Below are 17,340 nucleotides of genomic sequence, written 5' to 3' on the forward strand. Positions count from 1 at the left end.
GCGCCCGCCCTTCGGTCGGGGAGGGGCGGGCGCCGTGGGGTGTCCGTACCACGTTGTACGGCACGGGTGAGGGGCCGGTTCAGACCGCCAACGAGCGGTCGGTCGGCCGCACCGGGTAGGGCAGCGCGCTCTCCCCGGTGAGGAAACGGTCCACGCCACGGGCGGCGGCGCGCCCCTCGGCGATGGCCCAGACGATCAGCGACTGCCCGCGCCCCGCGTCACCCGCGACGAAGACGCCGTCGACGTTGGTGGCGTAGCTGGCGTCCCTGGCGACGTTGCCGCGCGCGTCCAGTTCGAGGCCGAACTGCCGCACCAGGCCGTTCTCCTGGTCGGTGCCGGTGAACCCCATGGCCAGGGTGACCAGTTGCGCGGGGATACGCCGTTCGGTGCCGGCCTTCTGGGTGAGCTTGCCGTCGACGAACTCCACCTCGATCAGGTGCAGCCACTGGACGTCGCCGGCCTCGTCGCCCTCGAAGTGGGTGGTGGAGACCGAGTAGACCCGCTCGCCGCCCTCCTCGTGCGCCGAGGTCACCTTGTAGAGCATGGGGAACGTGGGCCACGGCTGGTGGCCGGCGCGCTCCTCGGAGGGGCGCGGCATGATCTCCAGCTGGGTGACCGAGGCGGCGCCCTGCCGGTGCGCGGTGCCCACGCAGTCGGCGCCGGTGTCGCCGCCGCCGATGACCACCACATGCTTGCCCTCGGCGGTGATCGGGGCGCGGGTGAGATCGCCCTCCTGCACCTTGTTGGCCAGCGGCAGATACTCCATGGCCTGGTGCACGCCGTTCAGCTCCCGCCCGGGCACGGGCAGATCGCGTGCGGTGGTGGCGCCGGCGGCGATCACCACGGCGTCGTAGCGGCGGCGCAGTTTGGTGGCGTCCAGGTCCCGGCCGATCTCCACCTCGGTGCGGAACTTGGTGCCCTCGGCGCGCATCTGCTCGATGCGGCGGTTGAGGTGCCGCTTCTCCATCTTGAACTCGGGGATGCCGTAGCGCAGCAGCCCGCCGACGCGGTCCGAGCGCTCGAAGACGGCGACGGTGTGCCCCGCCCTGGTCAGCTGCTGGGCGGCGGCGAGGCCCGCCGGGCCCGAGCCGATGACGGCGACCGTCTTGCCGGAGAGCCGCTGCGGCGGCTGCGGCGTGACGTCGCCGGCCTCCCACGCCTTGTCGATGATGGTCACCTCGACGTTCTTGATGGTGACCGCCGGCCGGTTGATGCCGAGGACGCAGGCGGACTCGCAGGGCGCGGGGCACAGCCGCCCGGTGAACTCGGGGAAGTTGTTGGTGGCGTGCAGCCGCTCGCTGGCGGCGGCCCAGTCGCCCCGGTACGCGTAGTCGTTCCACTCGGGGATCAGATTGCCCAGCGGACAGCCGCTGTGACAGAACGGCACACCGCAGTCCATACAGCGGCCGGCCTGCTTGCTGATCACCGGCAGCAGCGAACCGGGAACGTAGACCTCGTTCCAGTCCCTGACCCGCTCGGCGACGGGGCGGCTCGTGGCGCCCTCGCGCTCGGTGGTGAGAAAGCCCTTCGGATCAGCCATGGGTCGCCGCCTCCATCATCTTCTCGTGGGTCTCGGACTCGCTGAGTCCGGCCCGCTCGGCGGCCTCCTTGGCGGCGAGCACGGCCTTGTAGGTGGTGGGCATGATCTTGCTGAACCGGACGACGGCGCTGTCCCAGTCCTTGAGCAGCCGGTCGGCGACGGTGGAGCCGGTCTCCTCGGCATGGCGGCGCAGCACCCCGCGTAGCCAGCTCTGATCGGATTCCTCCAGCGGTTCGACCGCGACCATTCCGGTGTTGACCAGGTCGGGATCGAGATCGACCACATAGGCCACGCCACCCGACATGCCGGCCGCGAAGTTCCGCCCGGTGTCGCCCAGCACCACGGCCCGGCCGCCGGTCATGTACTCGCAGCCGTGGTCGCCCACGCCCTCGGCGACCACGGTGGCGCCCGAGTTCCGCACGCAGAACCGCTCGCCGACCCGGCCGCGCAGGAAGATCTCCCCGCCGGTCGCGCCATAGGCGATGGTGTTGCCCGCGATGGTGGAGAACTCCGGCAGATGCTCGGCCCCCCGGTCCGGGCGCACCACAAGGCGGCCCCCGGAGAGGCCCTTGCCGACGTAGTCGTTGGCGTCGCCCTCCAGCCGCAGCGTCACTCCGCGCGGCACGAAGGCGCCGAAGGACTGGCCGGCGGAGCCGGTGAAGGTGATGTCGATGGTGTCGTCCGAGAGACCGGCGCCGCCGAACCGCTTGGTGACGGCGTTGCCCAACATGGTGCCGACGGTGCGGTTGATGTTGCGCACCGGCACCTGGGCCCGCACCGGCTGGGCGTCCTCGGCCCGCTCGGCGGCGAGCGCGTCGGCCGACAGCTTGATCAGCTCGTTGTCCAGCGCCTTGGCCAGCCCGTGGTCCTGGTCGACGACCCGCCGCCTGACCGCGCCGTCGGGCAGCTCCGGAACGTGGAGCAGCGGGGCCAGGTCAAGCCCCTGCGCCTTCCAGTGGTCGACGGCCCGGGACACGTCGAGCAGCTCCGCGCGCCCGACCGCCTCGTCCAGGCTGCGGAAGCCGAGCTCGGCCAGCAGCTCGCGGACCTCCTCGGCGATGAACTCGAAGAAGTTCACCACGAACTCCGGCTTGCCGGCGAAGCGTTCGCGCAGCGCCGGGTTCTGGGTGGCGATGCCGACGGGGCAGGTGTCCAGGTGACATACCCGCATCAGCACACAGCCGGAGACCACCAGCGGCGCGGTGGCGAAACCGTACTCCTCGGCGCCCAGCAGCGCCGCGATCAGCACGTCGCGGCCGGTCTTCAGCTGGCCGTCGGTCTGCACCACGATCCGGTCCCGCAGCCCGTTGAGCAGCAACGTCTGCTGGGTCTCGGCCAGGCCGAGCTCCCAGGGGCCGCCCGCGTGCTTGAGCGAGGTCAGCGGGGAGGCGCCGGTGCCGCCGTCGTGGCCCGAGATCAGCACCACGTCCGCGTGCGCCTTGGAGACGCCGGCGGCGACGGTGCCGACGCCGACCTCGGAGACCAGCTTCACATGGATACGGGCCGCCGGGTTGGCGTTCTTCAGGTCGTGGATCAGCTGCGCCAGATCCTCGATGGAGTAGATGTCGTGGTGCGGCGGCGGGGAGATCAGGCCCACGCCGGGCGTCGAGTGCCGGGTTTTGGCCACCCAGGGATAGACCTTGTGCCCGGGCAGCTGCCCGCCCTCGCCCGGCTTGGCGCCCTGCGCCATCTTGATCTGGATGTCGTCCGCGTGCACCAGGTACTCGCTGGTCACGCCGAACCGTCCGGACGCCACCTGCTTGATGGCGCTGCGCCTGGTGGGGTCGAGCAGCCGGTCGGAGTCCTCGCCGCCCTCACCGGTGTTGGACTTGGCGCCCAGCCGGTTCATGGCGATCGCCAGGGTCTCGTGCGCCTCCTGGGAGATGGAGCCGTAGCTCATCGCGCCGGTGGAGAACCGCTTGACGATCTCGCTCACCGGCTCGACCTCGTCCAGCGGCACGGGCGCGCGCTCGCCGTCCCGCAGCCGGAACAGGCCGCGCAGCGTCATCAGCCGCTCCGCCTGCTCGTTCACCCGCTGGGTGTACTGGCGGAAGACGTCGTAGCGGCCCTCGCGGGTGGAGTGCTGGAGCCGGAACACCGCCTCCGGGTCGAAGAGGTGCGGCTCGCCCTCGCGGCGCCACTGGTACTCGCCGCCGATCTCCAGCGTGCGGTGCGCCGATGTCACGCCGGAGGCCGGATACGCCTTGGCGTGCCGGGCGGCGACCTCCTTGGCGATCACGTCGAGGTCGGCGCCGCCGATCTTGGTGGCGGTGCCCTGGAAGTAGCGCTCGACGAAGGCGGTGTCCAGACCGACCGCCTCGAAGACCTGGGCGCCACGGTAGGACGCCACGGTGGAGATGCCCATCTTGGACATCACCTTGAGCACTCCCTTGCCGAGCGCCTTGATCAGGTTGCCGATGGCGACGGCCGGCTCGACCCCGGGCAGGAAGGTGCCCCGGATGGCCAGGTCCTCCACGGACTCCATGGCCAGATAGGGGTTCACGGCCGCGGCGCCGTAGCCGATCAGCAGCGCGACATGGTGCACCTCGCGGACGTCGCCGGCCTCCACCAGCAGCCCCACCTGGGTGCGCTGCTTGGTGCGGATCAGATGGTGGTGCACGGCCGAGGTGAGCAGCAGCGAGGGGATCGGGGCGTGCTCGGCGTCCGAGTGCCGGTCGGAGAGCACGATCACCCGCGCGCCCTCGGCGATGGCCGCGTCCGCCTCGGCGCAGACCTCGTCGAGACGCCGCGCCAGCGCCGCGCCGCCGCCCGAGACCCGGTAGAGCCCGGAGAGCGTGGTGGAGGCGAAGCTCGGCAGGTCGCCGTCGGCGTTGATGTGGATGAGCTTGGCCAGCTCGTCGTTGTCGATCACCGGGAAGGGCAGCGTCACGCTGCGACAGGAGTCGGCGGTCGGCTCCAGCAGGTTGCCCTGCGGCCCCAGCGCGGACAGCAGCGAGGTGACCAGCTCCTCCCTGATGGCGTCCAGCGGCGGGTTGGTGACCTGCGCGAACAGCTGGGTGAAGTAGTCGAAGATCAGTCGGGGGCGCTCGGAGAGCGCGGCGATCGGGGTGTCGGTGCCCATCGAGCCGATCGGCTCGGCGCCCGCACTGGCCATCGGCGTGAGCAGGACCCGAAGCTCCTCCTCGGTGTAGCCGAAGGTCTGCTGCCGACGGGCGACGGAGGCATGGGTGTGCACCACGTGCTCGCGCTGCGGGAGGTCGGCCAGCTCGATCTGACCGTCCGCCAGCCACTCCTCGTAGGGGTGCTCGGCGGCCAGCCGCTCCTTGATCTCGTCGTCCTCGATGATCCGGTGCTCGACGGTGTCCACCAGGAACATCCGGCCCGGTTGGAGACGCCCCTTGCGGACCACCCTCGCCGGCTCAAGATCCAGCACGCCGACCTCGGAGGAGAGCACCACGAAGCCGTCGTCGGTCACCCAGTACCGGCCCGGACGCAGACCGTTGCGGTCCAGCACGGCGCCGACCTGCTTGCCGTCGGTGAAGGTGACACAGGCGGGCCCGTCCCAGGGCTCCATCATCGTGGAGTGGAACTCGTAGAACGCGCGGCGTTTCGGGTCCATCGACGGGTGGTTCTCCCACGCCTCGGGGACCATCATCAGCACCGCGTGCGGCAGCGAACGGCCGCCGAGGTGGAGGAGTTCGAGCACCTCGTCGAAGGTCGCCGAGTCGGACGCCTCCGGGGTGCAGATCGGGAACACCCGCTCCAGCCGCTCCGGGTCCCCGAAGAGGCCGCTGGCCAGCTGCGACTCCCTGGCCCTCATCCAGTTGCGGTTGCCCTGGACGGTGTTGATCTCGCCGTTGTGCGCGACGAAGCGGTACGGGTGCGCCAGCGGCCAGCTGGGGAAGGTGTTGGTGGAGAACCGCGAGTGCACCAGCGCGATGGCGCTGGTCAGCCGGCGGTCGGAGAGGTCGGGGAAGAAGGGCTCCAGCTGCCCGGTGGTGAGCATCCCCTTGTAGACGATGGTGCGCGAGGAGAGCGAGGGGAAGTAGATCCCGGCCTCGCGCTCGGCGCGCTTGCGCAGGCCGAAGACGATCCGGTCCAGCTCGATGTCGGCACGACCCTCGCGGCCTTCGCGCTGGTCGGCGACGAAGAGCTGCCGGAAGGACGGCATGGTCTCCCGGGCCGAGGCGCCCAGCAGATCGGGGGCGACGGGCACCTCACGCCAGCCCAGGACGGTCAGCCCCTCCTCGGCCGCGATCTCGGCCACCCGGGCGGCCGCGGCCTCGGCCGCCGCCGCCTCGGCGGGGAGAAAGGCCAGGCCGGCGGCGTACCGGCCGGCGGGCGGCAGCGCGAAGGAGACGTTCTCACGGAGGAACCCGTCGGGGATCTGGATCAGGATGCCCGCACCGTCGCCGGTGTCCGGGTCAGAGCCGGTGGCCCCACGGTGCTCAAGGTTGCGCAGAACGGCGAGCGCCTGGTCAACGAGCTGATGGCTGGCTTCGCCGGTGAGAGTGGCGACAAAGCCGACACCGCAGGCGTCGTGCTCGTTGCGCGGGTCGTACATCCCCTGCTTAACCGGGTGGGACGCAGAACGCATCGGCTCTCCCGTCGTCGTCTTGGTCTGTGTGGCTCCGAGGGACGACGTTGGCCCTGGCGTTGCTAAAATTTTCACGCAGGTTACACGATGGCCCGTTTCCCGGGAAGCGGATACGTCAGTCCACGATACGGACTTCATGCCCGATCTTGGCGCCAGATATGGGCGACATGACCACCCTTGTCACCTGGCTGGCGTGGACGCCACTGTCCGTTGGGCGTCCAAGCACCTGCCCGACGTCCATGAAGTGAAACCCCTTGGAAACAAAGCTCACCCCGAAGCACGTCAAAGTGACCTAACGTGACCCATCGCGGCCGTATTCCCGACTCCGCCCGATCCCGCCCGGTCTCAGCTGGTCTCACCTGATCTCGGGCGGGCCTGTCCCAGAGTAGGTCAGCCCACGGCCGTGCCAAAGGCCGAGCCGAGAAGATAGGTGAGACCGGCCGCCGCGGCGCCGAGCGCCAGCTGCCGGGTACCGCTGAACCACCAGGGGCGGGCGGTGATCCGCGCCACCAGCGCGCCGCAGAGGAAGAGCCCCACCAGGGAGACCAGCACCGCTGGCCAGAGCTCCTGGGCCCCCAGCAGATAGGGCGCCACCGGCAGCACCGCGCCCACCGCGAAGGAGACGAACGAGGAGCCAGCCGCCACCGCGGGCGAGGGGAGGTCGGCCGGGCCGACGCCCAGCTCCTCCCGCGCGTGGATCTCCAGGGCCTGCTCGGGATCGCGCGAGAGCTGCCCGGCCACCTCACGGGCCAGCTCCGGATCCACGCCCCGGTTCTCGAAGACGGCCGCCAGCTCGGCGAGTTCCGCCTCCGGATGGGTGGTCAGCTCCCGACGCTCCACCGCCAGCTCGGCCAGCACCAGCTCGCGCTGGGCCGCGACCGAGGTGTACTCACCGGCCGCCATCGAGAAGGCGCCGGCCGCCATCCCCGCCATCCCGGCGACCACCACCGTCTGGCTGGCGGCGGAACTTCCCGCGACGCCGCTGATCAGGCCGAGGTTGGAGACCAGACCGTCCATGGCCCCGAAGACCGCGGGGCGCAGCCAGCCGCCCTGGACATCGCGATGGCGGTGGTGCGCCTCGGCCCCTGACATCGGCGTGCGGATCGGATCAGGAGGAGGTGGCGGGCGCCGTCTCCGGGCCGCCCGCCTCCGGCGCGGCCGGCTTCTCCCCGGATCCGTCCTTGTCGAGGAGCGCCTTCGCCGTCGACCCCTCGGCGCCCTCGGCGCCCTTGGATCCCTCGGACTTCCCGGCGCCCTCGGCCGTGGCGTCGGCGTCCTTCGTGTCGACGTCCTTCGTGTCGACACCCGACACGCCTGCCCTGGCCTCGGCGTCCGGGGTGTCGGGCTGGTCGTCGGGGCGCGGCTCGACGTCCTCCTCCCGACCGGGGGCGCGGCGGTGGGAGATCACCAGATAGGCGACGGCGGCCAGGAAGAGGGCCACGGAGGTCCAGTTGTTGAGCCGCAGGCCGAGGAACTCGTGCGCCTCGTCGACCCGCAGGTACTCGATCCAGAAGCGGCCGACGGTGTAGCCCGCGACATAGAGCGCGAAGGCCCGGCCGTGGCCGAGGCGGAACCTGCGGTCCGCCCAGATCACCAGCACGCCGACGCCCACGCACCACAGCGACTCGTAGAGGAAGGTCGGCTGGAAGGTGTCGTGGATGCCCCGGTACTCCGGCGGGATGTTCTCCTCGTTGCTGATCCGGACGGCCCAGGGCAGATCGGTCGGGCGGCCGAACAGCTCCTGGTTGAACCAGTTGCCCCAGCGGCCGATCGCCTGTGCGAAGGCGATGCCGGGCGCGACGGCGTCCGCCATCGGCGGCAGCGCGATGCCGCGCCTGCGGCAGGCGACCCAGGCGCCCACCGCGCCACCGGCGATCGCGCCCCAGATGCCGATACCGCCGTCCCAGATCTTGAACGCGTCGACCCAGTTCCTGCCCTCGTCGAAGTAGCGCTGGTAGTCGGTGACCACGTGGTAGATCCGCGCCCCGATCAGGCCGAACGGCACCGCCCACACCGCGATATCGGCCACCGTCTCGGCTCGGCCGCCCCGTTGGACCCAGCGCCGACCACCCAGCCAGATGGCCAGGAAGACACCGATGATGATGCACACCGCGTAGCCGCGCAGGGGCAGTGGCCCCAGCTCGATCTCGCTGCTGCCGGGACTGGGGATAGAGGCAAGGATCTCCATGGTGCCCCCGACGCTACCGTGCCCCGCGCCCTCAGTGGAATCCTGTGGCCCGGTTGACCGCCCGTGTCACCCCGCGCCCCCCAGGCCCCGGGCGGGGGCGGCCCCTCAGCCGGCCAACTCGGCCACGCGTTCGCGCAGGTGGTCGGGGGTCAGCCCGGCGCCGTCCTGGCCCAGCCGCTCGTTGTTGAGCAACACGGTGGGCGTGGCGACGTGGTCGCCGTTGAGGAAGTCCGCGTTGGCGCGGGAGACCCAGTCGTCGTGGGTGCCGTCCTGGACGCACGCCTGGAAGGTCTCGTTGTCCAGGGCCTCGATCCCCCGCGCCAGATCGATCAGCAGGGACTTGTCGGCGAAGGCGTCGTCGGTCTCGGGCGGCTGGTTGTCGAAGAGCAGGTCGTGGTATTCGGGGAAGGCGCCCTGGTCGCGGGCGCAGGCGGCGGCGTTGGCGGCGTTCCTCGAGCCGCTGCCGCGCATGTTGCCGTCGATGATGGTGACCAGGTGGTAGTCGACGCGCAGCTGCCCCGCCTCCGTCAGCTCGTTGATCGTCTCCCGGAACGTGGACTCGAAGTGTTGACAGGCCGGACAGCGGAAGTCCTCGAAGACCGTCAGCACCGCCGGAGCGGACGCCTCGCCCACCCGGACGGGGTCGGCCGCGGGGCCCGCGCTGTCGTCGTCCTGCCCTCCGCCGGCGGCCAGGACGCCGACGCCGGCGGCGATCGCCAGCACCACGGCGGTGACCCCGACGATCTTGAGGACGCGCAACCTCCGCTCACCGGCGCGCTCCCGCTCGCGTTCTTCCCGCAGCCGCTCCCTGGCGCTGCGCTGTCCCTCTCGATTCCGTGCACTCACGCCTGGCCAACGACACCGGGCCCGGCAGGACACGCCCGAACGCCACGCGCAACGATTGGCGCAGGTGACGGGAGGCGTCCGGCCTCGTTCCTCCTGGTGTGATGCCCGAGAAAGTGTCCTCCCCCACCCCCGTGTCCGCCCCGCTGGAAGCCGCCCCGGGGGCGGCGCCCGCGCCCGTTCCCCCGCGCAGGCCGCCGGCCGCTGGGCCGCGCGGGGAGCTGATCGCGGCCGGCTGCGCCGCGCTGCTCTTCGCGCTCTCGGCGGTGCTGGGCACCGCCATCAACGACGGGGACCGGCTGCGGCTCCAGTCCCCGCCGCTGCTGGCCAGCTGGGCGCCGCACGTCGGCCCCGGCACCGTGCCGGCGCTGGTGTTGGCGGGGCTCGGGGTGCTCTACGGCCCGTCGCTGGCGCGGCGGCTCCCCTGGCGCTGGCTGCTGCTGTCCACCTGGGTGGGCTCGGTCGGCTGGCTGCTCGCGCTGGCGTCGATCGACGGCTGGCGACGCGGGGTGACCAACAACCTGGAGACCAAGCACGAGTACCTGCGGTCGGTCGACGACATCAACGCGCTGCCGGGCCTGGGCCACTTCCTGGACACCTTCGTCCACCAGATCCCCATCGACGCGCCCGACAACTGGCCGGCGCATGTGGCGGGCCATCCGCCGGGGGCGACCCTGACGTTCGTCCTGCTGGACCGGATCGGGCTCTCCGGTGGCACCTGGGCCTCGATGTTCTGTGTGCTCTGGGCGGCCAGCGTGCCGGCCGCCGTGCTGCTCACGGTGCGGGCGCTCAGCGGCGAGCGGCTGGCCAGGCGGGCGGCGCCGTTCCTGGTGCTGGCGCCGGCGGCGGTCTGGCTCGGCGTCTCGGCCGACGCCTACTTCGCGGCGGTGGCGGCCTGGGCCGTGGCGCTGCTGACGGTTGCCTGCGTCCGGCGGCGGTCGCCCGGCGGGGGGTGGCGGTGGGCGGCGCTGGGCTCCGGGGTGCTCTTCGGCTGGTTGGTCTATCTGTCCTACGGGTTGACGCTGATGGCGCTGGTCGGGGTCGCCGTGCTGGCGCTGACGCGGGAGTGGCGCCCGCTGCCGTATGTGCTGGTTGGCGTCGCGGCCTGGGTGGCGCTCTTCACCGCCAACGGCTTCTGGTGGTACGAGGGCTACCAGGTGCTGGTGGAGCGCTACTACGCGGGCGCCGGCGGGCAGCGCCCCTACGGGTACTTCGTCTGGGCCAATGTGGCGGCGCAGGTGTTGACGGTCGGTCTCGCCACGGTGGCGGGGTTGCGGCACTGGGCCCCGAGGCTGCCGGGCGGGCTGCGGGATCTGACGGCCGAGCGGCGTCCGCCCCGGGGGTACGGCGCGCTGGTGGTGCTGGTGGCGTCGGCGCTGGCCGCGCTGCTGGTGGCGGACCTCTCCGGGATGAGCAAGGCGGAGACGGAACGGATCTGGCTGCCGTTCGTGGTCTGGACGCTGCCGGTGACGGCGCTGTTGCCGCCGCACCGGGCCCGCTGGTGGCTGGCGGCCCAGGTGGTGATGGCGGTGACCGTCAACCACGTGTACCGGACCAGCTGGTGAAGGTCGCCCGGTGGCCGCGCTTCCGTGGGCGGCTGCACGACGCGCGGACGGCGACCGCGGTGGGGCGGCTGCTGGGGGTGGGCGTGCTGGTCTGCTTCGCCACCGGGCTGGTCAGCCATGGGCTCCAGACGCCGCCCGGCTGGCTGGAGCCGCGTCTGCCGACCCGCCCCGTGTGGGGCTACCGGGTGAGCCAGGGACTCCATGTGGCCACCGGGATCGCGCTGGTCCCGCTGCTGTTGGCGAAGCTGTGGGCGGTCTATCCCCGGCTCTGGGTCCGGCCGCCGGTGCGTTCGCTGCCGCACGCGCTGGACCGGCTCTCGGTGGCCGTGCTGGTGTCGGTCGGGCTGCTTGAGGTGCTGATCGGGCTGGTCAACATCACCCAGTGGTATCCGTGGCCGTTCTCCTTCAAGCCGGTGCACTTCGCGCTGGCCTGGGTGCTGGTCGGCTCGGTGGTGCTGCATGTGGCGGTGCGCCTGCCGCTGGTCGCGCGGCACTGGCGGCGCGATCCGGCCGATCCCGAGCTGGCCGACCGCAGGTCGCTGCTGCTCGGCGTGGCGGCCGGGGTGGGGGCGGTGACGGTGGTGACGGCGGGGCAGACGTTCCCGCCGTTGCGCCCGTTCGTCCTGTTGGCGCCGCGCGATCCCGACCGGGGGACGCAGGGGCTGCCGATCAACCGGACGGCGAGGGCGGCGGGCGTCGACCGTGCCGAGCTGACGTCCGAGCGATGGCGGCTGCGGGTGGTGGGCCCGCTGGAGTACACCCTCTCGCTGGCCGAACTGGGCGCGCTGCGGCAGCACACGGAGCGGCTGCCCATCGCCTGTGTGGAGGGCTGGAGCGCCTCGGCCGAGTGGACGGGGGTGCGGCTGCGGGATCTGCTGGAGCTGGCCGGCGCGCCGGCGCGGACGGCGCTGCGGGTGCGGTCGGCGCAGACCACGGGCGGCTACCGGGTGATGGAGATGCCGGGCCAGTACACGGCCGATCCGCTGACGCTGCTGGCGCTGCGCCTCAACGGGGAGGTGCTGAGCCTGGACCATGGCTTCCCGGCCCGGATCATCACGCCCAACCGGCCGGGGGTGTGGCAGACGAAGTGGGTCGAGACCATCGAAGTGACGGAGTGACGGAATGACCGACGCGGATGCCGCCGGCGGTGGGCGGACGATCGCGGCGGTCCGGCTGGCGTCGGGCGCGCTGGGTCTGCTGCTGATCGGCGTGGGGGTGCGGCTGCTGTGGAGCGGCACGGCGGACGGCACGCCGGGCCAGGTGGCCGGCTGGCTGGTGGGCACGCTGCTGGCGCACGATCTGCTGCTGGCCCCGCTGGTGTCGCTGATCGGGCTCGCCCTGCCCGCCGGCCGGTGGCGCGGTCCGCTGCGCGGCGGGCTGTTGGCCGCGGGGGCGCTGGTGCTGGTCGCGCTGCCGCCGCTGCTGCGCGCCGGCTCGCCCCGCTACCCCACCTCGCTGCCGCTCGACTACCCACGCGGTCTGCTGATCTCCCTGGCCGCCGTGGCCCTGGCGGTGATGCTGATCCGCCGGCCCCGCTGGCGCGGTGCGGGCCAACGGGGGGAACCACCGCGCTGACCCGGGCCACGGCGGCAGCGGTACCGCCACTCGAACCGTCACACGGTGCGACTCCCGCACCCGCGGTGAAGGCCAGCGGGCCCGCAGCGGCCAGGACGCGGGACACCGGGGGTAGCCGTCGTCGGCCCCAGCTCCCGGTGGGGGCCGGCCGTTAAGCCCAGGGAGCTGGTCCGAGCCGTCCCCGGCGGGAGGCGACTCGGCACACACGCGAACGCCGCCGCCTCGCCGGCGGGGCCCGACCCACACGGTCCGGGACCGGGCCCCGCCGGCAGGCGGCGGCGCCCAGGCCGCCGTCCCGGTGGGGGTCAGCCCGATGCCCGCGCGGTGGGGGGCGCCGCGAGGGCCGGGCCGGCGAGGCCGTCGCGGCGGAGCGCCAGGAACGGGCGGGCGTGGGTGGACCAGCGGGCGACCGTGGTCCAGCCGGCGGCCTCGGCCTGGCCGCGGAGCGCGTCGACGCCGACCCTGGCCCAGGGGAACGCCGGGCTGGTGCCCCCCTGGTCGTCGTCGAGCCAGGCGTCGAACCGCTCGTCCACCTCGGACTGCGCCGCCTCCACCAGCAGCAGGCCGCCGGGGGTGATCAGCTGGCCGACGCGGTGGAGCAGCGCCAGCGGATCGCCACCGATGCCGACGTTGCCGTCCATCAGCAGCACGCTGTCCCAGCCGCCCTCGTCGGGCAGCGCGTCGAAGACCGAACGCAGCAGCGCGGCGCCGCCCCTGGCCCTGGTGCGCTGCACGGCGGCGCGCGCGGTGTCGATGCCCAGGGCCGGGCTGGCCCGTCTGGCCAGCGCCGCGACCATCCGGCCCGGTCCGCAGCCGATGTCCAGCACGCTGCCCACGCAGCGCTCCAGCACCGTGCGGTCGGCGGCGTCGGGCCGCTGGCACCAGCGTTCGACGTCGAGGCGGAGCCGGTCCCCGTTGGCGGCGCGCAGGAAGAGCGGGCCCCGGCCGGCCCGCAGGGCCAGCGTGTAGAGGTCGGTCGACCAGGCCGTGGTGGTGGCGGTGGTCATCGCCCCCCTCCCTTGTGGGGGGCCGCCCCGACGGGCCGCCGCTCGGCGCCGCCGGCCAGGGCGGCGAGCGCGGCGGCGAACCGGCCGCCCGGGTGCGCGGCGGCGACCCGTTCCGCGTCCCTGGCCGTGTCGACATCGTGCAGCGGCGGCAGGGTGCGGACGTCGAGCCCGGCGGCGAGCAGCCGCCGGCGCTGTTCCTCGCCGGTGCGGGCGGTGGACATCGGCACACCGCGCACCAGTTCGGGGCGGGGTTCGGCCATGCCGAGGGCCCAGAACCCGCCGTCCTCGGCCGGGCCGAGCCAGGCCCGCCCCGGCGGCCAGCTGTCGAGCCCGGTCGCCGGGGCCAGCAGCTGCGGGGTCAGCTGCGGAGTGTCCATGCCCACCAACAGGGTGGGCCCGGTACACCCGGCGAACGCGGCGGCGATCCGCTCGTCGAGGCCGCCGGCGCACTGCGGCACCACCCGGTAGCCGGGGGGCAGCCAGGGGCCGGGGCGCCCTTCGAGCACCAGGACCCGGCGGCTGGCCGGCGTCAGGAGCAGGGCTTCCAGGGTGTCGGCCAGGGCCGCCGCCGCGATCCCGGCGGCCTCGGCCGGGCTGAACGGCGGGGTCAGCCGGGTCTTGACCCGGCCGGGCACCGGCTCCTTGGCGATGACCAGCAGGGTCGTGGGACCCACCGGTGGAAGGGGCATCGGGACTCCTTCGGGGATTCCCCCCGCTTCGGCTGGTGGAGGAGTCAACTGAGCACCTCCCGCATGTCGTGAACGGCGTGCCAGGTGCCCCGCCAGGTGCCGGTCACCTTGGAGGTGCCGACGCGGGGCAGATAGGGCACGTCGGTCTCGACCACCCGCCAGCCGGCGTCGGCCGCGCGCACCACCATCTGGAGCGGATAGCCGCTGCGCCGGTCGGTGAGGTCGAGCGCCAACAGGTCCGCTCTGCGGGCCACCCGCATCGGGCCGAGATCGTGGAGTCTCAGCCCCGTGCGGCGACGCACCAGCCGGGAGAGCGCCTGGTTGCCGACCCTGGCGTGCAGCGGCCAGGCCCCTCTTTCGGTGGGCTGGCGTCTGGCCAGCACCAGATCGGCCTCGCCGTCAACCACCGGGGCGGCCACCCGGGGCAGCTCGGTGGGGTCGAGGGAGGCGTCGCAGTCGCAGAACGCCACCAGCTCGGCGGTGGCGGCGCGGAGTCCGGCGTGGCAGGCGGCGCCGAAGCCACGGCGCGGTTCGAACACCACGCGCGCGCCCAGCTGTTCGGCGATACGGGCCGAGTCGTCCGTGGAGCCGTTGTCCACCACGACGGCGTTCCAGCCGTCAGGGATGCGGTCGAGGACCCAGGGAAGGGCCTCGGCCTCGTTCAGGCAGGGCAGTACCACGTCGCCCCGCGCGGATGAATGGTTACTCACCCGGCATACCGTACAAAGACAAACAACACATACCGGTACAACAGTGCTGATGAATCCCGGTGTTCGCATCCGGCCGGGCGACCGCCACGCATGGCGGGGGGAGTCTGGCAGCCCGGCGGGGCCACACCGGGCGACGCGGGTCCAACGCGCCGGCCAGCCACTCGATCCGGTGGTTTTCGGGGAGCCGAGCTGACGTTTCCGCGGGGGCGGTCTCGAACATGTGACACGCCGGCGCGCCGCCCCCCGGACACGCGCCGGCGCCCACTCCCCCGCGCGCGGCGCCCGACCCGTCAACGGGCCGAGCGCCGAACGCCGTTGCGTCAGGGGGAACGCAGGGGGGCGGTGGCGAAGCTCCGCACCCCGTCGGCGAAGGCGACGCGCGGGAAACAGTCCAGCTCCTTCTGGAGCCGAGCCGATGAGGCGGTGATATGGCGAACGTCGCCGCGTCGGTACTCGCCGGTGACCACGGGGGCCGGGCCGCCGCGCGCCTCGGCCAGCGCGGTGGCCATCTCGCCCACCGTGTGCGGCTGTCCGCTGCCGACGTTGTAGGCCCGCGCCCCGCCGGCGGGGCGGTCGGCCAGCGCGCCGAGCGCCGCGACATTGGCGCGGGCCACATCCGTCACATGGACGAAGTCCCGCCGCTGCGCGCCGTCTTCGAAGACCCTGGGCGGGCGGCCGGCCTCCAGCGCCGAGCGGAAGAACGCCGCCACGCCGGCGTAGGGCGTGTCCCGGGGCATCCGGTCGCCGTAGACGTTGTGGTAGCGCAGGCTGATCGCCCGCCCTCCGACATCCCTGGCCCAGGCGGCGGCCAGGTTCTCCTGGGCCAGCTTGGTGGCGGCGTAGACGCTCCGGGGATCGACCGGATCCTCCTCGTCGACCAGCCCGGGCAGGAGCGGCGCCCCGCACTCCGGGCAGGGCGGTTCGAAGTGGCCGGCGTCCAACTCCGCCACCCGGCGCGGCCCCGGGCGGACCTGGCCGTGCCGGGCGCAGTCGTAGCGCCCCTCGCCGTAGACCACCATGGATCCGGCGAGAACCAGATCGCGCACCCCGGCCTGGGCCATGGCCGCCAACAGGCGGGCGGTGCCCAGGTCGTTGACCGAGACATACTCGGGTGCGTCGGCGAAGTCCTTGCCCAGGCCGACCATCGCGGCCTGGTGGCAGACGGCCTGGGCTCCCGGCAGGACACCGGCCAGGGCCTGGGCGTCCCGCACGTCGGCGCGGATCCAGGGCACTTCGGCCGGCACGCCGGCCGCGCCCGCGGCCTCCGGCGGCCGGATGTCGAGAACCGTCGGCTCATGGCCGGCGGACAACAGGGCTTGAACGATATGGGAGCCAATGAAACCGGCTCCTCCCGTGACCAATACGCGCATAGCGGTCACGCTAGCGAGCGCCGCCCCGGCTCGGTGGGAGCCGGCGCCGCGCGTCAGCGTTCCGTGAGATCCACCGCGGGGTGTTCCCAGGGAACGCTCAGCCAGGGGCTCTCCGGATCGGTGGTGAGGATCCGGAAGACCGTGACCATCTCCGTGTACCAGTCGCCGAACTCCTCGCTGTCGAAGTGCAGACAGCGGCCCAGGATGTAGCCCGTCGCGTAGTCCCCCCAGGACTGGTACACCTGCCGGGCGCCCTCGCTGGCGTGCAGCACCGCGCGCTCCGTCTCGGCCAGCTCGCCGAGCCGGGCGCCGAGACCCCAGCGCGCCATGCAGGAGGCGCGGCCGAAGTCCCAGGCGAGGACGGAGCGGACGCATTCGTCCGCCGCCATCAGGCCGTCCGCGCGGAAGCGCGCCTCATAGCGCAGCACCTGGCCGATCAGCTGGTGGGCCAGCGCGATATCGGCGTCCAGATCGAACTCGGGGGGCTTGCCCGTGCGGTCCACCACCTCGGCGGTGCGGGAGAGGAGCACCCGCTCGGCGGCCTCCCGCCAGCCGACCGGATCGGGCACCGCGCCGTACTCCTGGATCATCGCCTGCCGCACCCGGAGCACGAACTCCCAGGCGGGGGATATCAGTTCGCCCTTCAGCAGGCGCTCCAGGATCTCCAGCCACTGGCCCCTGCCGGTGACGCTCCACCAGGCCCGCAGCAGCTCCTTCTCCTCCGAGTAGCCGCCGGACTGCCAGCCCAGGTGGTTCCAGATGGCGCCGTTGTTGACCATCAGCAGGGCGCCACAGGCCAGGCCGTGCGCCATCGGCCCCGTGCGGTGGCCCGTCCAGAGCGTCTTCAACGGGCTCTCGGCCGAGCCGTTCCTCGCCCGCCGCTTCCACTTGCGGGGATCGGCCGGGAGGAACGTCTCCACCGGCGTGCCCGGGTTGACGGCGAGCCAACGGGCGGGGCGCGGCCAGCCCTTGGCGAGATCGGCCAGCTCGCAGCGCTCGAAGATCTGGTCGGCCACCGGCGGGGGCAGCATGCCCCGCGTGTACACCGGCAGGCAGGGGCCCTTGACGTCCGGGTGGTGGAACGGGCTGAACCGCAGCCGGCCCGGCACCGCGTCCGCCAACTCCCTGGACATCGGCAGGAAGAGATCCGTGCCGGCCAGCACCTCGAAGTAACGCGTCCAGTCGCTGTTCAGCCCCGCGTCATAGAGCTGTTGCTCCACGCTCGTGGGCGGCTGCCACGGCAGATCGGCCGAGGTCCCCTCGTTCGCCATGGCCCGACTGTACCCGCAGCCAGT

At 72.9% G+C, this 17,340-nt stretch carries 13 protein-coding genes; 3 read left to right on the forward strand and 10 right to left on the reverse strand.

Translation table 11 applies throughout. From position 1 onward, the window contains the following. Positions 1-79: 79 nt before the first annotated feature. The 5 genes from K4G22_RS04885 to K4G22_RS04905 all read right to left on the reverse strand — a co-directional run bounded on the left by K4G22_RS04885 (position 80) and on the right by K4G22_RS04905 (position 9,132). The gene (locus tag K4G22_RS04885; protein ID WP_228078429.1) at positions 80-1,540 is read right to left on the reverse strand and encodes a glutamate synthase subunit beta; all 1,461 of its coding nucleotides are present in this window, start codon (positions 1,538-1,540) and stop codon (positions 80-82) included. Then, positions 1,533-6,065 (reverse strand): glutamate synthase large subunit, encoded by a 4,533-nt coding sequence (gene gltB / locus K4G22_RS04890; protein WP_228083951.1) that lies wholly within the window; start codon positions 6,063-6,065, stop codon positions 1,533-1,535. Before gltB ends, K4G22_RS04885 begins: the two co-directional genes overlap by 8 nt. Positions 6,066-6,488: 423 nt before the next feature. After that, positions 6,489-7,190: a VIT1/CCC1 transporter family protein gene (locus K4G22_RS04895; RefSeq protein ID WP_228078430.1), complete on the reverse strand. Its 702-nt coding sequence runs from the start codon at positions 7,188-7,190 to the stop codon at positions 6,489-6,491. 16 nt (positions 7,191-7,206) lie between these two features. Continuing rightward, positions 7,207-8,286 carry a prolipoprotein diacylglyceryl transferase gene (gene lgt, locus K4G22_RS04900; protein WP_228078431.1) on the reverse strand — a complete coding sequence of 360 codons (1,080 nt, stop codon included), beginning with the start codon at positions 8,284-8,286 and terminating at the stop codon, positions 7,207-7,209. Between the two features lie 105 nt (positions 8,287-8,391). After that, the gene (locus K4G22_RS04905; protein ID WP_228078432.1) at positions 8,392-9,132 is read right to left on the reverse strand and encodes a DsbA family protein; all 741 of its coding nucleotides are present in this window, start codon (positions 9,130-9,132) and stop codon (positions 8,392-8,394) included. A gap of 101 nt (positions 9,133-9,233) precedes the next feature. Between K4G22_RS04905 and K4G22_RS04910 the strand changes: the two genes are divergently transcribed. The 3 genes from K4G22_RS04910 to K4G22_RS04920 are packed head-to-tail and all read left to right on the forward strand — an operon-like array spanning position 9,234 to position 12,269. Continuing rightward, positions 9,234-10,694 (forward strand): hypothetical protein, encoded by a 1,461-nt coding sequence (locus tag K4G22_RS04910; protein ID WP_228078433.1) that lies wholly within the window; start codon positions 9,234-9,236, stop codon positions 10,692-10,694. Continuing rightward, positions 10,691-11,812, forward strand: coding sequence for a molybdopterin-dependent oxidoreductase (locus K4G22_RS04915; protein ID WP_228078434.1), 1,122 nt, complete (start codon positions 10,691-10,693; stop codon positions 11,810-11,812). Before K4G22_RS04910 ends, K4G22_RS04915 begins: the two co-directional genes overlap by 4 nt. 4 nt (positions 11,813-11,816) lie before the next feature. Further along, complete coding sequence (locus K4G22_RS04920; protein WP_228078435.1) at positions 11,817-12,269, forward strand: hypothetical protein; 453 nt, start codon at positions 11,817-11,819, stop codon at positions 12,267-12,269. Positions 12,270-12,574: 305 nt separating this feature from the next. On the opposite strand, the gene K4G22_RS04925 is transcribed toward K4G22_RS04920, so the two are convergent. The 5 genes from K4G22_RS04925 to K4G22_RS04945 all read right to left on the reverse strand — a co-directional run bounded on the left by K4G22_RS04925 (position 12,575) and on the right by K4G22_RS04945 (position 17,316). Further along, positions 12,575-13,276, reverse strand: a complete 702-nt coding sequence (locus K4G22_RS04925; protein WP_228078436.1) for a class I SAM-dependent methyltransferase — start codon at positions 13,274-13,276, stop codon at positions 12,575-12,577. Further along, the gene (locus tag K4G22_RS04930; RefSeq protein WP_228078437.1) at positions 13,273-13,965 is read right to left on the reverse strand and encodes a TIGR04282 family arsenosugar biosynthesis glycosyltransferase; all 693 of its coding nucleotides are present in this window, start codon (positions 13,963-13,965) and stop codon (positions 13,273-13,275) included. The genes K4G22_RS04925 and K4G22_RS04930 overlap by 4 nt, the downstream gene beginning before the upstream one ends. Positions 13,966-14,009: 44 nt before the next feature. Beyond that, positions 14,010-14,675 (reverse strand): glycosyltransferase family 2 protein, encoded by a 666-nt coding sequence (locus K4G22_RS04935; RefSeq protein ID WP_228078438.1) that lies wholly within the window; start codon positions 14,673-14,675, stop codon positions 14,010-14,012. 320 nt (positions 14,676-14,995) lie between these two features. Then, a complete protein-coding gene (locus K4G22_RS04940; RefSeq protein WP_228078439.1) occupies positions 14,996-16,045 on the reverse strand; it encodes an NAD-dependent epimerase/dehydratase family protein in 1,050 nt (349 codons plus the stop codon). A gap of 53 nt (positions 16,046-16,098) precedes the next feature. Further along, a complete protein-coding gene (locus K4G22_RS04945) occupies positions 16,099-17,316 on the reverse strand; it encodes a DUF1266 domain-containing protein (protein WP_228078440.1) in 1,218 nt (405 codons plus the stop codon). Positions 17,317-17,340 lie beyond the last annotated feature (24 nt).

It is taken from the genome of Streptomyces profundus (genome assembly GCF_020740535.1).
GTDB lineage: Bacteria > Actinomycetota > Actinomycetes > Streptomycetales > Streptomycetaceae > Streptomyces > Streptomyces profundus.